Annotated in this window: 11 protein-coding genes, 1 tRNA gene and 1 pseudogene; 2 read left to right on the plus strand and 11 right to left on the minus strand. The window is 57.5% G+C overall.

Annotated elements, in window-relative coordinates; all coding sequences use genetic code 11:
- Positions 1–563: 563 nt before the first annotated feature.
- Positions 564–674: pseudogene (locus tag ACFQW4_RS13530) on the plus strand (DNA-binding protein); the annotation flags it as partial.
- Positions 675–901: 227 nt separating this feature from the next.
- Here ACFQW4_RS13530 and ACFQW4_RS13535 read toward each other — a convergent pair.
- Positions 902–977: transfer RNA gene (locus tag ACFQW4_RS13535), tRNA-Asn, on the minus strand.
- A 306-nt stretch (positions 978–1,283) separates the two neighbouring features.
- Here ACFQW4_RS13535 and ACFQW4_RS13540 point away from each other — a divergent pair.
- On the plus strand, positions 1,284–2,405 hold the full coding sequence (locus tag ACFQW4_RS13540; protein ID WP_101763343.1) for a Gfo/Idh/MocA family protein: 1,122 nt from the start codon (positions 1,284–1,286) through the stop codon (positions 2,403–2,405).
- 77 nt (positions 2,406–2,482) lie between these two features.
- Here the strand turns inward: ACFQW4_RS13540 and yegS are convergent, their stop codons facing one another.
- From yegS to ACFQW4_RS13590, 10 genes are all read right to left on the minus strand, one after another.
- The gene (gene yegS / locus ACFQW4_RS13545) at positions 2,483–3,382 is read right to left on the minus strand and encodes a lipid kinase YegS (protein WP_110866633.1); all 900 of its coding nucleotides are present in this window, start codon (positions 3,380–3,382) and stop codon (positions 2,483–2,485) included.
- Between the two features lie 249 nt (positions 3,383–3,631).
- Entirely contained in the window at positions 3,632–4,999 is a 1,368-nt protein-coding gene (gene yegQ, locus ACFQW4_RS13550) for a tRNA 5-hydroxyuridine modification protein YegQ (RefSeq protein ID WP_377725782.1), read from the minus strand.
- A 145-nt stretch (positions 5,000–5,144) separates the two neighbouring features.
- Positions 5,145–5,852 (minus strand): two-component system response regulator BaeR, encoded by a 708-nt coding sequence (gene baeR, locus ACFQW4_RS13555; protein WP_101763346.1) that lies wholly within the window; start codon positions 5,850–5,852, stop codon positions 5,145–5,147.
- A 9-nt stretch (positions 5,853–5,861) separates the two neighbouring features.
- The gene (gene baeS, locus ACFQW4_RS13560) at positions 5,862–7,247 is read right to left on the minus strand and encodes a two-component system sensor histidine kinase BaeS (protein WP_101763347.1); all 1,386 of its coding nucleotides are present in this window, start codon (positions 7,245–7,247) and stop codon (positions 5,862–5,864) included.
- Positions 7,244–8,650, minus strand: coding sequence for a multidrug transporter subunit MdtD (gene mdtD / locus ACFQW4_RS13565; RefSeq protein WP_377725785.1), 1,407 nt, complete (start codon positions 8,648–8,650; stop codon positions 7,244–7,246). Before mdtD ends, baeS begins: the two co-directional genes overlap by 4 nt.
- A gap of 16 nt (positions 8,651–8,666) precedes the next feature.
- Entirely contained in the window at positions 8,667–9,065 is a 399-nt protein-coding gene (vapC, locus tag ACFQW4_RS13570; protein ID WP_350260894.1) for a tRNA(fMet)-specific endonuclease VapC, read from the minus strand.
- Positions 9,065–9,298, minus strand: coding sequence for a type II toxin-antitoxin system VapB family antitoxin (gene vapB, locus ACFQW4_RS13575; RefSeq protein ID WP_101763423.1), 234 nt, complete (start codon positions 9,296–9,298; stop codon positions 9,065–9,067). Before vapB ends, vapC begins: the two co-directional genes overlap by 1 nt.
- Before the next feature lie 71 nt (positions 9,299–9,369).
- Positions 9,370–12,441, minus strand: coding sequence for a multidrug efflux RND transporter permease subunit MdtC (mdtC, locus tag ACFQW4_RS13580; protein WP_354466388.1), 3,072 nt, complete (start codon positions 12,439–12,441; stop codon positions 9,370–9,372).
- Positions 12,438–15,560: an MdtB/MuxB family multidrug efflux RND transporter permease subunit gene (locus ACFQW4_RS13585; protein ID WP_377725788.1), complete on the minus strand. Its 3,123-nt coding sequence runs from the start codon at positions 15,558–15,560 to the stop codon at positions 12,438–12,440. Before ACFQW4_RS13585 ends, mdtC begins: the two co-directional genes overlap by 4 nt.
- Positions 15,560–16,780, minus strand: coding sequence for an MdtA/MuxA family multidrug efflux RND transporter periplasmic adaptor subunit (locus ACFQW4_RS13590; protein WP_377725791.1), 1,221 nt, complete (start codon positions 16,778–16,780; stop codon positions 15,560–15,562). Before ACFQW4_RS13590 ends, ACFQW4_RS13585 begins: the two co-directional genes overlap by 1 nt.
- Positions 16,781–16,885: the final 105 nt, after the last annotated feature.

Raw genomic sequence — 16,885 nt, forward strand, 5'->3', positions numbered from 1 at the left:
TGCGTGGTCGTAAAACTACACCAACAATAAATTTTCAGACACTGCACCAGTCCAGTGCGCCACTTTAACCGCGCAGAGCGGGAAGTGACGCACGCAGCCTTTTCGACCTGCACCAGAAAACTCAACTGCGCCAGCTCACGGCTGGATCCTGACACCGCCTTTTCAGGCCATTTGACCAAAAAGGAGAACATGAACCGATACCAGAGGGGAATCAGGACGATCCGGGGGATGACCCGCTAAGGCGGGCCGCTGCTCAGAGAGCACAACCGAAGCCCCACCACACCTCAACAGCGACCGCCCCGGCGCTCAGGTATCGTTCGCAGCCCCGACAAAAAAACAGGGGCTATCGGCCTACGCGCCGGGGAAAGCTGTATCAGTGTAGGGTTTTTGGAATGAGTTTGCGGCATTCATGAAAAGGGGAATGTATGGAAATACTGGAGCAGGAAATGAAGCGGCTTGCGCAGCAGGCAGGCGCAGAGCGAGCGACTGAACAACTGTTCTCTTGGTCTGTCTGGCGCATCCCGTAACGGTACAAAGCTGGCGATCACGTCGGAGCACTATCTTATCTGGCGCAGGGATTTTGTGAGAAGGAAGCGCTGGCAATGATGGCGATGGATTTGGGGCACGGCGACGGGCGCGGGCTGTATGTGGCGCAGGTTTACGGGCGAAAGGATGACATTGATAGTCTAAGGCTTGCAATATGGTGTTATTCATCGGTTTTAACCCAAAATTATTTGACCCCAAATCTGACCACCAAATTCTCCCGATGCGGAGGGAAAACTGAAAATACAGCGGGAAGATTTTCACACCCACTGATTGCTTCAACGCCATACAGGCAGGGGCTCCAGCGCATAAAAAAGCAAAAATCCCGCTTAGTTTCCTAAGCGGGCTTCTCTAAATTTGGCTCCTCTGACTGGACTCGAACCAGTGACATACGGATTAACAGTCCGCCGTTCTACCGACTGAACTACAGAGGAATCGTTTGAACGGGGCGCATATTATCGAGCGGCCCTCGCCTTGTCAAAACTCTTTTTCACAATTCGTTCTGACTGCTGAATAAAGCGTCAATTGCGCGCTATGAGCGGACTCAGCGCGGCAAAATCACGACTGATACAACCTCTTTTGTGACGATGATCACCATCTCTATGCAAAATTACATTCTGATTTGTCGATTTTGTCAGATACCTCGCATGCATGATCACAGATATTTCATTTCGCCGTTGTCGGGGCCAAAAGCGAAACATATATTCCAGATCAACTCTTAAGCGAACGCGGGAATAGTCATGAATAAAGTCAGAATTGGAATGATTGGCAGTGGTTACATCGGTCGTTGTCACGCGATTGCTTACGCTCAGGCACCTACGGTTTTTGCCCTGAAAGGTGAGATCGTGCGTGAAATGCTGGCGGAAGTGAACCCAGAGCTGGCAGCAAAACAGGCGGCAACTTTTGGCTTTGCCCGTTCTACCGGCGACTGGCACGAGTTGGTGCGCGATCCGAACATCGATGTGGTTGATATCTGCGCGCCGAACTTCCTGCATAAAGAAATGGCACTGGAAGCGATTCGCAACGGCAAGCACGTTTACTCAGAGAAACCGCTATCGCTATCAGTGGCCGATGCGGAAGAGATGGTACAAGCGGCGCAGCAGGCCGGCGTTAAAACGCTGGTCGGCTTTAACTACATGAAAAACCCCACTAGCCAACTGGCGCGCGAGATTATCGCGCGTGGTGAAATCGGCGATGTGGTGCACTTCTACGGCACGCACAATGAAGATTATCTGGCACGTCCGGAAACGCCGCTCGACTGGCACTGCCAGAAAGCGCTGGCCGGATTAGGCGCACTCGGCGACCTCGCTGCGCATATTGTGAATATGGCGCACTATCTGGTCGGTGATATTGAAGAAGTCAGCGGCGATATGATGACGGTGATTAAAGAGCGTCCGGATCCGAAGGATGCTTCACGCCTGCTGCCGGTGGAAAACGAAGATCAGGCCAGCGCCTTGCTGCGCTTTAAAAACGGTGCGCACGGCGTGTTTGAAACCTCGCGAATCGCCTGCGGCAGCAAAATGGGCCTGACCTATGTGGTTACCGGCAGCAAAGGCACGCTGCGTTACACCCAGGAACGTATGGCCGAGCTGGAACTGTACATCCACGATGAACCGGCAGGGCGTCAGGGATTCAAAACCATTTTGACCGGTCCGGCGCATCCGGATTATGCCAATTTCTGCGTTTCAGCCGGGCACGGCATCGGTTTCAACGATCAGAAAACCGTCGAGATTCGCGATTTAATCAATGGCATTGCCGCTGGCGATCGCATGTGGCCAGATTTCGCCGAAGGATTGCAGGTGCAAAAGGTGCTGGAAGCGGTTGCGGTTTCCGCGCTGGAACGCCGCTGGATGAAGGTGTAATCACAGTTAACTGAACAACATCGTAGCGGCGCAATGTATTGCGCGCCGTTGAAAGCGCGCCGCTACGGTAATGTGCGTTAAGCAAGTAACGGGCATTGAGGCGGTAAACGGCAGCTCAGTGCGCCCGCCATCACTTCAATCTCAAACTCACTTCCCGTCAGCGGTTCGCCATCCAGATTAAACGTCATCTCATGGGGTGAACGGATGGTGAGCGACTGCAGCTGCGCCGTGACGATATTCGGATTTTCATCATCACGCGTCAGCGAATGCAGCAACGTTGGCAGCAGCTCTTGCGCGGTGACGATGCTGAGGTTGAGCTGTCCGTCATTGATTAAGGCATCCGGGCAGAGCTTTTGTCCGCCGCCGGCCTGACGTCCATTGCCGATGCCAATTACCAGCGCATCGCCTTGCCAGTTAAAGCCGGGGCCGCTGATTTCACAGCGATCCGGTTTCAGCGCATCGACGCGCATCAAACCATGAATAAAGTAGGACACGCCGCCGAGCGCCGATTTCAGCTTTTCAGGCGTTTCGGTGGTGATGCGCGTGCCAAATCCGCCGGTCGCCATATTGATAAAGTAGCGATCGCCGTTCACGCGCGCCAAATCGATAGCCGTGGCTTTTCCCACCAGCGCGAGACGTAAAGCCGGTTCCATCCCTTCAGGAATACCGACGCTGGTGGCGAAATCATTGGCGGTGCCGAGCGGTAAAATGCCCAGCGCCGGACGCTGCTGCTCGGGTAATCCCGCCAGCGCGGTCGCGATCTCATTAATGGTGCCATCACCGCCGCCAGCCACCACGGTTTCTGCCTGCAAAGCGACCGCTTCTTGTACATAACGATCGCCATCACCTTTTTCCCAGGTGACGCGCACCGCCAGATTAAAGCCTTCATCACGCAGCGTATTCACCGCAGCGCGCAAATCTTCATTACCTGCGCCTTTCCCGTTGAGGATCAGCAGCGTCAGCGGTTTGTTTTGCATTATCAGTTCCTTGATGCGAGAGACAGAGCACTGGTTATAGCATAGCTGGGGAGAGAACTTTATCGGCGGGCGACGAAAAAATCGGTGGGCGATTAAAAAAGAAAACCCGCACGGGGGAGCCGGGCGGGTGAATGAGGTGGTTCCTGGTACTACCTGCTTTTATTCTTACTCGTTAGCAGCAGGCGAGATTCTAAAGCGAGGCGAAGAAAGGGTCTGTGATCCTACTCTAACTTCGCCATTTTCTTTTCTTTATGTGCGATTTTTCCCGTGAGGATCGTAGGTGCTGTTGCCATCGGTGAAGTTACGCAGCAGCAGGGCAAAGGCGAGGTTGACCGATTCCGGTACCGGGATCCACACGCGATGTCCATCGCCTGGCGCCACGTCTACCGCCGATCCTTTATCGTTCTGCATGGTTTCCAGCGTGCAATTGAGGTTACCTTGTGGCGTCATGATCTCGACAAAATCCCCGAGCATAAACTTATTCTTCACCGCAATTTGCGCCCAGTTGCCGCGACGTTCGCCGGTGAATTCTCCGACAAACTGCTGGCGCTCGGAGATGGAGAAACCTTGCTGGTAGTTCTGATAGCTGTCATGGGTATGACGACGCAGGAAACCTTCGGTATAACCGCGATGCGCCAGACCTTCCAGCGTCTCCAGCAGCGCCGGGTCGAAGGGTTTACCCGCAGCGGCATCATCAATGGCACGGCGATAAACCTGTGCGGTACGCGCGCAGTAGTAGAAGGATTTAGTGCGGCCTTCGATTTTCAGCGAGTGCACACCCATTTGGCTTAGGCGTTCAACGTGCGCCACCGCGCGCAGATCTTTAGAGTTCATGATGTAGGTGCCGTGTTCATCCTCGAAGGCGCTCATCACCTCACCCGGCTTCATCTTCTCTTCCAGCAGGAACACCCGGTCGGTGGTGGCGCCGACGCCCAAAGTCGGCTCCTGCACCTTAACCGGCTCATGGAAACCGACGATATTGCCCATCTCATCCTGCTTGCCTTCTTCCACTTTGTATTCCCAGCGGCAGGCATTGGTGCAGGTCCCTTGATTAGGATCGCGTTTGTTGAGGTAGCCCGAGAGCAGGCAGCGGCCGGAGTAAGCCATGCACAGCGCGCCGTGCACGAAGATCTCAATCTCCATTTCCGGCACCTGCTGACGGATTTCTGCAATCTCATCCAGCGATAGCTCGCGTGAAAGAATCACGCGCGTCAGCCCCATCTGCTGCCAGAATTTCACCGTGGCCCAGTTGACCGCGTTGGCCTGCACCGACAGATGAATCGGCATCTGCGGAAAGGCTTCACGCACCAGCATAATCAGGCCGGGATCGGACATGATCAGCGCGTCCGGCTGCATGGCAATGACCGGCGTCAGATCGCGGATAAAGGTTTTCAGTTTGGCGTTGTGCGGGGCGATGTTGACCACCACGTAGAATTTCTTACCGAGCGCATGGGCTTCATTGATGCCCTGCGCCAGAATCTCGTGGGTGAATTCGTTGTTGCGCACGCGCAGGCTGTAGCGCGGTTGGCCAGCGTAGACGGCATCAGCGCCGTAGGCAAAGGCATAGCGCATATTCTTCAGCGATCCCGCTGGAGAAAGCAGTTCAGGTTTTAACATGGATTTTCTCACTGATGTCAGGTCAGCATGCCATCGTGGATGGCAGGTGCAGCGGCCGCATTATACGGCCCTGCAAAAGGTGGGGAATTGTAGGCAGGCCCGTACCCGATGTAAATTGACCTGGATCAATGTAAGCCGTTGCAGGCTACAGCAAGCGGCAGACGTCCGCTTCCCAGCGATAACCCATGCCGTACACCGCGCGGATAAACGGCTGTTCCGCATCGAGGCTTTCCAGCTTGCGGCGCAGGTTTTTGATGTGACTGTCGATGGTGCGATCGGTGACTACGCGGTAATCGTCGTAGAGATGATTGAGCAACTGCTCGCGCGAGAACACTTTTCCCGGCTCCAGCGCCAGCGTTTTCAGCAGACGAAATTCGGCGGGCGTTAGCTCCAGCTGCTGTTCACGCCAGCTGGCCTGAAAGCGGCTCTCATCAATATGCAGAGGCGATTCCTGCTGCGCCTCTTCCGGCGAACGTTTGACGCGGCGCAAAATGGTTTTGACGCGCGCCACCACTTCACGTGGGCTGAACGGCTTGCAGATATAGTCATCCGCGCCGATTTCCAGCCCCAGCAGGCGATCAATCTCCTCGGTGCGCGCGGTCACCATGATGATCGGCAGTTCCGAGAAACGGCGAATTTCGCGGCACAGCGTTAAGCCGTCGCGGCCGGGCAGCATCAAATCCAGCAGCATCAGGTCCGGCGGCGTGTGCTGAACATAGCTCAACACCGCGTTACCGTCGGCAATGTGGTGCGTGCGATAGTTGGACGCCTGCAGATAATCAATCATCAGCTGCGCCAGTTTGGGTTCATCTTCTACAACAAGGATCAGAGGATCGCTATTTTCCGGGCTCATAAGTGGCGTCTAGTGAGGAACATACGGCAAGTTTAGCGTGATTTGCAGTCCACCTAAATCAGAGTGATCCGCACTGATGCTGCCGTCATGCGCTTCCACGATGTTTTTACAGATCGCCAGGCCAAGCCCAGAGCCGCCGCTGGCGCGATTGCGTGAACTTTCCGCGCGGAAAAATCGTTCAAATAATTGTGCCTGATGGGCCGGATCAACGCCCGGCGCGCTGTCCGCAAAGCGCAGCTGCCAGTTTTCGCCCGCCAGCTGCATCGAGAGCTGCACCGCGCCGCCGCTGTCGGTGTAACGCAGGCTGTTTTCCAGCAAATTGGTGAACAGCTGCATCAGGCGATCGGGATCGCCAAAGCTCTCCGCCTGCGCGGGTAACGCCAGATTAAGAGCTAAGCCGCGGCTGCGATAGCGTTCGCCGAAGCTGCCGGCCACCACTTCCAGCAGAGTGACCAGATCAACCGGCTGCTTGCGATAGGCGAGGGCGCCCGCGTCAGATAATGACAGCTGATGCAGATCCTCCACCAGTTTCGTCAGCACCACCACTTCACTTTGCAATGAACTGATGGCTTCCGGCGTCAGCTTGCGCACGCCATCCTGCATCGCTTCCAGTTCACCGCGCAGAATCGCCAGCGGCGTGCGCAGTTCATGGGAGATGTCGGCCATAAAGGCGCGGCGGTTGCTTTCGTTCTTTTCCAGCGAACTGGCAAGCTGGTTGAAGTCGCGGCCCAGTTGGCCGAGTTCATCGCTGCTGCCGACTTCCACGCGGGTAGCGAAATTGCCCGCCGCCAAATGGTGCGTGCCATCCACCAGCCGTTTTACCGGTGCCAGTAAACCGCGCGCCAGCAGCCAGGTGACCAGCGCGGCGAGTAACCCAGTCAGCGCCACAATCATCCAGCTGGTGCGTCGCTGCTGCTGATCAAAGTTGATGTCGGTGCTGCGCGTCAGACGTTCAGCCGGTGAGGCAATCACCCAGCCAACAATTTTGCCGTTGCTGGTGGTGATATTGCGCCGGGTACCTTCCGGCGGCACCGGCTGGCGCGGCCCTGACAGCACTTTGTATTGCTGATCGATAATCCAGAACTGCGTGCGCCAGCCGTGCGGCGGTAACTGATTAACGCTGCCCGGATTCTGCTCCAGCGAGCGCAAAATAGAAAAAATCAGCTTGTCATTGCTGCGCAGAAAATCCCAGCTACCGTGCTGTTCATACTGATCGGCCAGCGCATCGCTCAGCAAGGTTAAGCGCTGCTCGTTGCCTTTTTTGATGTAATCGACAAAGCCGTGCTCAAAGCTGAGCCGCACGCCCCAATGCATGGTGATGATCACCAGCATGCAGGTGGAAAAAATCGCCGCAAACAGCTTGGCACCAATGCCCCATTTTACCGGCCGCTTCATCCTTTGCTCCTGCCTCTAAGGTCAACGTTTTTACTGACATCCTTCGGTACGCGCCAGAACACCAGCGCCGGCAGCGCAATCACCAGCGCCATGCACAGATAGGTGTAAATGAAGGTTTGATGCGCCGCCGCGCTGTCGGTTACCACGCCGTGGCCAAATGCGCCCAGCAGCAAACCGGCCACGGTGACGCCAATACTCATCGACAGTTGCATGATCATCGACAACAACGAGTTGCCGCTGGAAGCCAGATCGTCCGGCAGCTCTTTGAGCGTCAGCGTGTTCATCGAAGAGAAGCGGATGGCGTTGACCATGCCCTGCAGCAATAACACCACCGGCAGTAGCCAAATCCATCCCAGCAGCGCCACCAGCGGGAACAGCAGCACCACCAGCGCCAGCGCCAGGGTCGCGCCGACCAGCGCATTGCGATAGCCGAACAGGTTGACGATGCGCACCACCACGCGCTTAATGCCCATGTTGCCGAGCACCATTGGGATCATCATCAATCCGGCGTGGAATGGGCTGTAGCCGAGGCCGACCTGCAGGAAAATGGGCGTCATAAACGGCAGCATGCCGCTACCGATGCGGCCGGTAAAACTGCCGATCAGGCCAATTGAATAGATGCGGTTATCAAACAGTTTCAGGCTAAACAGCGCGTTATCGTTGTTGCGGCCGTGCATCAGGTAGAACAACAGCGAAAACACCCCAACCAGAATCAGTAAGCCGAGCAACAGCGGCGATCCGCCGGCGCTGCGCTGACCATCCAGCGCCAGCGTTAAGGTCGCCATGCCGACGGCCAGCAGCACAAAACCGAGGAAATCGAAGCGCCGCGTCTGCATGGTGTAATTCGGCATCAGCGTCAGCGTGGCAATCGCACCAATGATGCCAACCGGAATGTTGATCAGGAAAATCCAGTGCCAGCTGGCGTACTGCACCAGAACCCCGCCCAGCGCCGGGCCAAGCAGCGGACCAATTTGTCCCGGCGTGGTGACGAAGGTCATCGCCGACATATATTGCTCGCGCGGCACAATTTTCATCACCGTTAAGCGGCCAACCGGCACCATCATCGCGCCACCAATGCCTTGCACCACGCGCGCCATAATCAGCTCATCGAGCGTGGCGGAGAAGGCGCACAGCAGCGAGCCGATGCTGAACAGAACAATCGCGCAGAAGAAGATATTGCGCACGCCAAAACGGTCCGCCAGCCAGCCGCTGATCGGCAACGTAATCGCCACGGTCAGCACATAAGAGACGATCACCGAGTGCATATTCAGCGGGCTGACGTTGAGATCGCGCGCCATCGACGGGATCGCGGTATTGACGATGGTTGTATCCAGCGCCTGCATAAAGAAGCCAAACGCGACGATCCACAGCTGCCAGCGCACGGTGGCGTTTTGAGGTGACATGCAGGTACCCGTTATGTCAGATCCAGTTTTCGCAGATCAGCCCATTCACGCGTGAAAATTCACGCAAATTGTTCGATACCAACGTCAGGGCGGCACTGCGTGCATGAGCGGCGATGTGAAGATCGTTCAGGCCGATCGGCGTGCCATTTTTCTCCAGTTCTGCGCGGATAGCGCCATAATGGAAAGCGGCTTTGGCATCGTAATTCAGCACATCAAGGCGTGAGACAAAATCTTCAACGATGCGTAAGTTCCGCTCTGGAAAGGCGCTCTTTTCTGAGCCATGGAACAACTCTGCCAGGGTGATCGTCGAAATAACCATCCGGCCGACATTGGCGTTGAAACGTTCGAGCACTTCAATCGGCCGCCGCTTGATGACGTAGATAACAATATGGGTATCCAGCATGTAGCGATGCATTAAAACGCTTCCCGCTCAGATTGTTCCTGCGAAGCACGCTCATCCATAAAATCATCACTCACCGTCGGACCGTCGAGGAAAAAACTGTCCCAGGCGTTCTCTATGGGCGTGAGGATGCGCTCCTTGCCGATTGCTCTCACAGTGACGTTTTTCACATCATCAGGAAAACGAACGTCTGCTGGAATGCGAACGTTTTGCGTCCTGTTGCTGGTAAACACGGTACCTTGTGACATATAAACCTTCACGGTAATGAACGGGTTAAAGTTTACGCTCTTCATGCTACATAGCAAGCGTATGTAGCAGGTCATTCAGCGGCTAACTGAACCTTTTTCTTACGCCGCCGCAGCTTATCCATCATCAAATAGACCACCGGCGTGGTGTAGAGCGTCAGCAGCTGGCTCATCACTAAACCCCCGGCGATGGTGATGCCGAGCGGCTGACGCAGCTCCGCGCCGTCACCGCTGGTCAGCACCAGCGGCAGTGCGCCAAACAGTGCGGCGAGGGTGGTCATCAGAATCGGGCGGAAACGCAGCTGGCACGCCTGGAAAATCGCGTCGCGCGGCGACAGATTGCCGTTGCGCTCGGCATCCAGCGCAAAGTCGACCATCATGATGGCGTTCTTCTTCACGATACCGATCAGCAGCAGAATGCCAATCAGCGCAATCAGGCTGAACGGCGTGTTGAACAGCTCCAGCGCCAGCAGCGCGCCGACGCCCGCCGACGGCAGCGTGGAGAGAATGGTCAGCGGATGCACGTAGCTCTCATACAGAATACCCAGCACGATATACACCGCCGCAATCGCCGCCAGCATCAGGTAGAGCTGATTGGATTGCGACTGCTGGAACACCTGCGCGGTGCCGGCAAAGCTGCCGCGCACGCTGGAAGGCACGCCAAGCGCGGTGATGGTGCGGTCAATAGCTTCAGACGCCTGCGACAGCGATACGCCTTCCGGCAGGTTGAAGGAAACGGTGGACGCCGCCGACAAGCCTTCGTGGTTCACCGATAGCGGCGCGTTGGCCGGTTGCCACTTGGCAAACCAGCTCAGCGGAATCGCTTTGCCGTCGCTATTAATCACAAACATCTGATCGAGTGAACTGATGTCCTGGGTGTAGCGCGGATCAACTTCCATCACCACTTTGTACTGGTTGAGCGGTTGATAAATGGTGGAGATCTGGCGCTGACCAAAGGCGTTATTCAGCAGGGCATTAGCGGCCGAGACATCAATGCCGAGCCGCGCCATGCTTTCACGGTCGTAAGTCAGGTTCATTTCACTGCCGTTGTCCTGCTGATCCGAGTTGACGTCCGCCAGCTCGGGCAGGGCGGCGAACGCCTGACGGATTTTCGGCTCCCATTCGCGCAAATCATTCAGGTTATCCGACAGCAAACTGTACTGATAGCTGGCGTTGGACTCACGTCCGCCAATGCGAATGTCCTGCACCGCGTTGAGATAGAGATTGGCACCGGGCTCTTTCGCCAGCTTGATACGCAGCCGGGCAATCACTTCCTGCGCGCTTTCGCTGCGCTCGGAGAGCGGCTTGAGCGAGACGAACATCGAGCCACTGTTAGTGCGCGAACCGCCGGTAAAGCCGGTGACGTTATCCACTGCCGGATCGGCTTTGATGATGTTCATGAAATCCTGCAGCTTGCCGCGCATCGCCTGGAACGAAATGCTCTGATCCGCCGAGATAAAACCTTGTAAGCGGCCGGTATCCTGTTCCGGCATAAAGGTTTTCGGGATCGAGATGAACAGCCAAACGGTGAGCGCCACGGTGCCGAGCAGCAACATCAGCACCCAAATGGCGTGATTCAGCACCCAACCCAATGAGCGCGCGTAGCCGTTTTGCACCTTCATCAGCAGCTTGCCAAAACCGCGGAGACGCGGCTGGCTGCGTTTGACCTGCGGCTTGAGCAGATAGGCGCACATCATCGGCGTCAGCGTGACCGAGATAAACAGCGAGATCAGAATCGCCACCGACAGCGTAATAGCGAACTCCGAGAAGAAGCGGCCAATAATACCGCCAATCATCAGCAGCGGCAGGAACACGGCAATCAGCGACAGGCTCATCGACAGCACGGTAAAACCGACCTCGCGCACGCCGGTCAGCGCCGCCTGCAGCGGCTTCATGCCCGCTTCGACGTGACGCGCAATGTTCTCCAGCACCACAATGGCGTCATCGACAACAAAACCGGTGGCGATGGTCAACGCCATCAGCGACAGGTTATTCAGGCTGAAGCCACACAGATACATGGCGGCGAAGGTGCCAATCAATGAAACTGGCACCGCAGCGGCGGGGATCAGCGTGGCGCGCCAGTCACGCAGGAAAGCAAACACCACCAGAATCACCAGCGCGACGGCGATGATCAGCGACTGCTCCACTTCATGCAGCGAGGCGCGAATCGTTGGCGAACGGTCCTGCGCAATTTGCAGATCGATGGCGGCGGGGATCACGTCGTGCAGTTCCGGCAATTCGCCACGAATGCGATCGACGGTATCAATGATGTTGGCTTCCGGCGATTTACGCACCACCAGCAGCACCGCCGCTTTACCGTTGGTCATCCCGGCGTTGCGCACATCCTGCACCGAATCCTGCACATTGGCGACATCGCTGAGGCGCACCGCCGCACCGTTGTTGTAATGCACCACCAGCGGCTGATATTCGCTGGCGGTTTGCAATTCTCCGTTAGTACGTAACTGCCAGCGCTGCTGCACGTCATCAATCGCGCCCTGCGGACGGCGCTGGTTGGCGTTACTGATGGCGGTGCGCACCGCATCCAGTGATACGCCCTGGTTGAACAGCGCCTGCGGATTGAGTTCAACGCGCACCGCCGGCAGCGAACTGCCGCCGACCGTCACATCGCCCACGCCCTCAATCTGCGACAGTTTCTGCGCCAGTTGCGTTGAGGCGTAATCATACAGCTGACCGGGATTATAAATGTCTGAGGTCAGCGTCAGGATCATGATTGGCGCATCGGAAGGGTTGGCTTTGCGATAGCTGGGACGACTCGGCATGCCGGTTGGCAGCAGGCTTTGTGCGGCGTTGATCGCCGCCTGCACATCGCGCGCCGCACCGTTGATGTCGCGATCAAAATCAAACACCAGAATGATGCGCGTGCTGCCCAGCGAGCTGGTGGAGGTCATTTCGCTGACGCCCGCGATGCGCCCCAGCGAGCGCTCCAGCGGCGTTGCCACCGATGCCGCCATGGTTTCCGGCGACGCACCGGGCAGCGAAGCCGAAATCAAAATCACCGGGAAATCCAGCTGTGGCAGCGGCGCCACCGGCAGCAGACGGAAGCCGAGAATACCGGCCAGCGCAATCGCCAGCGTCAGCAAGGTAGTGGCGACCGGACGATGGATAAACAGCGCGAAAAACTTCACGACTGCGCCTCCGGGCGCTTAAAGCGACGGCGCGTTGCGTGCGACAGGCGATCAAACAGCAGATAGATCACCGGCGTGGTGAACAGCGTCAGCACCTGGCTCACCACCAAACCGCCCACCATGGCGATGCCCAGCGGACGACGCAACTCCGCGCCAACGCCGGTGCTCAGCATCAGCGGCAGTGCACCGAGCAGCGCCGCCAATGTGGTCATCAGAATTGGGCGGAAACGCAGCAAGCACGCCTGATAAATCGCCTCGCGCGGCGGCATACCTTGCTCACGTTCCGCTGCCAGCGCGAAGTCGATCATCATGATGGCGTTTTTCTTCACGATACCGATCAGCAAAATAATGCCGATAATGGCGATGATATCCAGCTCATTACCGCTCAGCATCAGCGCCAGCAGCGCGCCGACACCGGCGGTGGGCAGCGTCGAGAGAATGGTGATGGGATGGATAAAGCTCTCATACAACACGCCGAGCACGATATACATCGCCACCACCGCCGCCACGATCAGCCACACGGTGCTGGACAGCGCCGCTTCAAAGGCCAGCGTGCTGCCCTGGAACTGCGTCATCATTTCGGCGGGCATGCCCACCTGATCTTCCGCTGCGCTCACCGCTTTCACCGCATCGCCCAACGAATACCCTTCCGCGACATCAAACGAGAAGGTCGCCGACGGGAACTGGTCGAGATGGTTAATGCTGAGCGCGGCGTGGCGCTGCTCAATCTGCGCGATGGCGCTAAGCGGCACGCTGCCGCCGTCGCTGCTGGTCAGGCGAATGCCGTCGAGGCTCGCCAGTCCTGGCGTGGCATCGCTGTTCTGCTCCAGCACCACGCGATACTGATTAGCCTGGGTGTAAATGGTGGAGATCAGGCGCTGGCCAAAGGCGTTATACAGCGCGTTATCCACGTCGGCCATGCTGATGCCGAGGCGGCTGGCGCTGTCACGATCGACTCTTACAAAAGCTTCCAGACCTTGATCCTGCCAGTCGCTGCTGACGTCGCGCAGTTGTGGCAGCGTGTTAAGTTGCGCCAGCAGTTTCGGCACCCACAAACTCAGCGACTCCAGCGAACCCGATTGCAGCGTGAACTGGTACGGCGTACGGCTCGCCTGGGTATCAATGGTCAAATCCTGCACCGGCTGCAGCCACAGCGAAATGCCTGGCACTTTGGCTAACGCCTGTTGCAGACGCTGCTGCACGGCCGGAATGCGATCGTCACGCTCATCCAGCGGCTTCAGGTTGATTTGCAGGCGCGCGCTGTTGAGCGCGGCGTTGGTGCCATCGACGCCGACAAACGAGGTCATGCTCTGCACCGCCGGATCTTTCATGATGATCGAGGCGACATCGCGCGTGCGCTCTGCCATGTTGGCGTAAGAGACCGACTGCGGCGCCTGCAAGGTGCCCTGAATAATGCTGTTATCCTGCTGCGGGAAGAAGCCTTTGGGGATCATGATCCACAGCAACACGGTGATCAGCAAGGTGCCGAGCGCTACCGATAAGGTGATCCACGGATGCAGCAGCACGCGCGTTAAGCCGCGTCCGTAACGGGCAATAATGCGGTCAAACATCGCTTCGCTGGCCCGCGAGAAGCGGTTCTGCTTGCGCAGCGATTCAGCGCTTAACATGCGGGCGCACATCATCGGCGTCAGCGTCAGCGACACCACGGCGGAGATCAAAATCGCCACCGCCAGCGTCACGGCGAATTCGCGGAACAGGCGGCCAATCACATCGCCCATAAACAGCAGCGGAATGAGCACCGCAATCAGCGAGAAGGTGAGGGAGATAATGGTGAAGCCAATCTCGCCCGCGCCTTTCAGCGCCGCCGTCAGCGGCTTTTCGCCTTTTTCGATATAGCGCGAGATGTTCTCGATCACCACGATGGCGTCATCAACCACAAAACCGGTGGCAATGGTCAGCGCCATCAGCGTCAGGTTGTTGATCGAGAAGCCCAGGAAATACATCGCGGCAAAGGTGCCGACCAGCGACAACGGCACGGCGACGGCGGGAATGAGGGTCGCCGGAACGTTACGCAGGAACAGGTAGATGATCATCACTACCAAACCCATCGCCAGCATCAGTTCGTGCTGGGTATCGCTGACCGAAGCGCGGATGTTGGTGGTGCGGTCGGTAAGCAGTTTCACCTCCACCGATTTCGGCAGCGTGGCGGTTAATCCGGGCAGCATGGCGCGAATATTATCGGCGGTGGCGATGATGTTGGCGCCGGGCTGGCGCTGCACGTTGAGCACAATCGCCTGCTGACGGTTCGCCCAGGCGCCCAGCCAGCTGTTTTCGGCACCTTGTTCGATGGTCGACACATCGCCCAGTCGCACCGGCGCGCCGTTGTTATAGCTGATGATCAGCTTGCGATAATCTTCCGCCGAGGTCATCTGGTCGTTGGCCGACAGCGTAATTGAGCGCGTTGGGCCGTCGAGGCTGCCTTTCGCCGAATTGACGTTAGCGTTAGTAATGGCGGTGCGCACCGATTCGCTGGTCAGGCCGAGCGCAGCCAGCGCCTGGGTGTTCATCTTCACGCGGACCGCGGGACGTTGCCCGCCCGACAGCGTGACTAAACCTACGCCCGAAACCTGAGAAATCTTCTGCGCCACGCGCGTTTCCACCATATCCTGCACCTGCGTGAGCGGCATGCTGGTGGTGGTGACGGCGAGCGTCATGATCGGCGGGTCGGCCGGATTTACTTTGCTGTAGACCGGTGGATTTGGCAGATCGCTCGGCAGCAGATTGGTGGCGGAGTTGATCGCCGCCTGTACTTCCTGCTCGGCAACATCCAGTGGCAGCGTCAGCTGAAACTGCAATGTGACAACCGACGCGCCGCCCGAACTCTGCGACGCCATCTGCTTCAGGCCAGACATCTGGCCAAACTGGCGTTCCAGCGGCGCGGTAATGGAGGAGGTCACCACATCGGGAGAAGCGCCGGGATAGAGCGTAACCACCTGAATGGTCGGATAATCGACTTCAGGTAACGCGGAGACCGGCAGAAAACGGTAGCCGAGCACGCCGGCTAACAGAATGGCGATCATCAGCAGCGTGGTGGCGACCGGGCGCAGAATAAACAGGCGCGAAGGTCCACCGCTGCTGTCAGGAGGCATCACCTGCATTATTGACGCTCTCCGCGTGCGGGCTGCGCAGCGCGCGTGCTGTGGGTCGCGGCGCTTTGCGGTGCCACCACTTCAACGGTGGCACCTTCCGTCAGGCGATCGAGCCCGTCGGTCACCACGCGTTCGCCTGCTTCGAGGCCCGCACTGATCACCACTTTCTGGCTATCCTGTAACCCAGCGGTGACGCGTTTTTTGCTCACTTTGTTATCACTGTTGACCACCCAGACAAAGTGACCGTCGTTGCTCATCTGCAACGCGGCGGTGGGGATCACCACCGCATCCTGCAAGGTGTCCACTTTCAGACGCGCATTGACAAACTGATTCGGGAACAGCGTGTCATCTTCGTTGCTGAAGCGTGCTTTGAGTTTGATGGTGCCGGTGGTGGCATCAATCTGGTTATCGAGGCTTAACAGCGTGCCGCTGGTCAGCAGCGTTTTGTTGCTGCGATCCCAGGCTTCGACGATCAGCGGCTGTCCGCTTTTCTGCGCTTTGAGGATTTGGCTGATGTTGTTCTCGGCGACGCTGAACACCACGTCAATGGGGTGCGTTTCGGTGATCACCACCAATCCGGTGGTATCGCCGGAGGTGATGTAGTTGCCGACATCCACCTGCTTCAAGCCGACCCGTCCACCAATCGGCGCAGTAATGCGGCTGTAGGTGAGATTGAGCTGGGCGCTGGCGACGTTGCCTTCATCAGCTTTAAGGGTGCCGAGCGTTTCGCTTACCAGCGAACGTTGCGTATCGAGTTCCTGCTGCGATACCAGCGAGGTTTTCGCCAGTTTTTCATAGCGACTGAGATCGCGGCGCGCGTTGGCGAGCGTAGCCTGGTCTTTTGCCAGTTGGCCCTGCGCCTGAGTTAATGCCACCTGATAAGGGCGCGGATCGATTTCCGCCAGCAGCGCGCCAGCGGTCACTTGCTCTCCTTCCTGGAAGTGCAGCGCCATCAATTGGCCGTCAACGCGGCTGCGCACCGTAACGGTGTTGGCGGCGGTCACGGTGCCAAGGCCACTGAGGAAATACGGCACGCTTTGGGTGGTGGCAGCGGCGGCTTGCACTGGCGCTAAGGGGCGTTTGCCACCTGCGCCGCGACCACGCTGCTGCTGACCTTCGGCCTGCGGCTGTTTATTCGGTTCCGCTGGATGCTGCCACCAATAATAGCCGCCCGCCAGCACGGCAATCACGGCTACGGGCAGTAAGCTTGTTTTAATTCGACGGTTCATCAAGGCGTGTGCTCTCCAGCATTTTTCGTTTTCCCCAATGCGAAATATAAAAATAGCCATTTCGCAAACGAATGATTGTAGTCGCCCGGACCGGGCAAAAATTGA

Origin of the sequence: Pantoea sp. GCM10028869 (genome assembly GCF_042666835.1) — a bacterium.
In the GTDB taxonomy this organism is placed as follows: Bacteria; Pseudomonadota; Gammaproteobacteria; order Enterobacterales; family Enterobacteriaceae; genus Pantoea; species Pantoea leporis.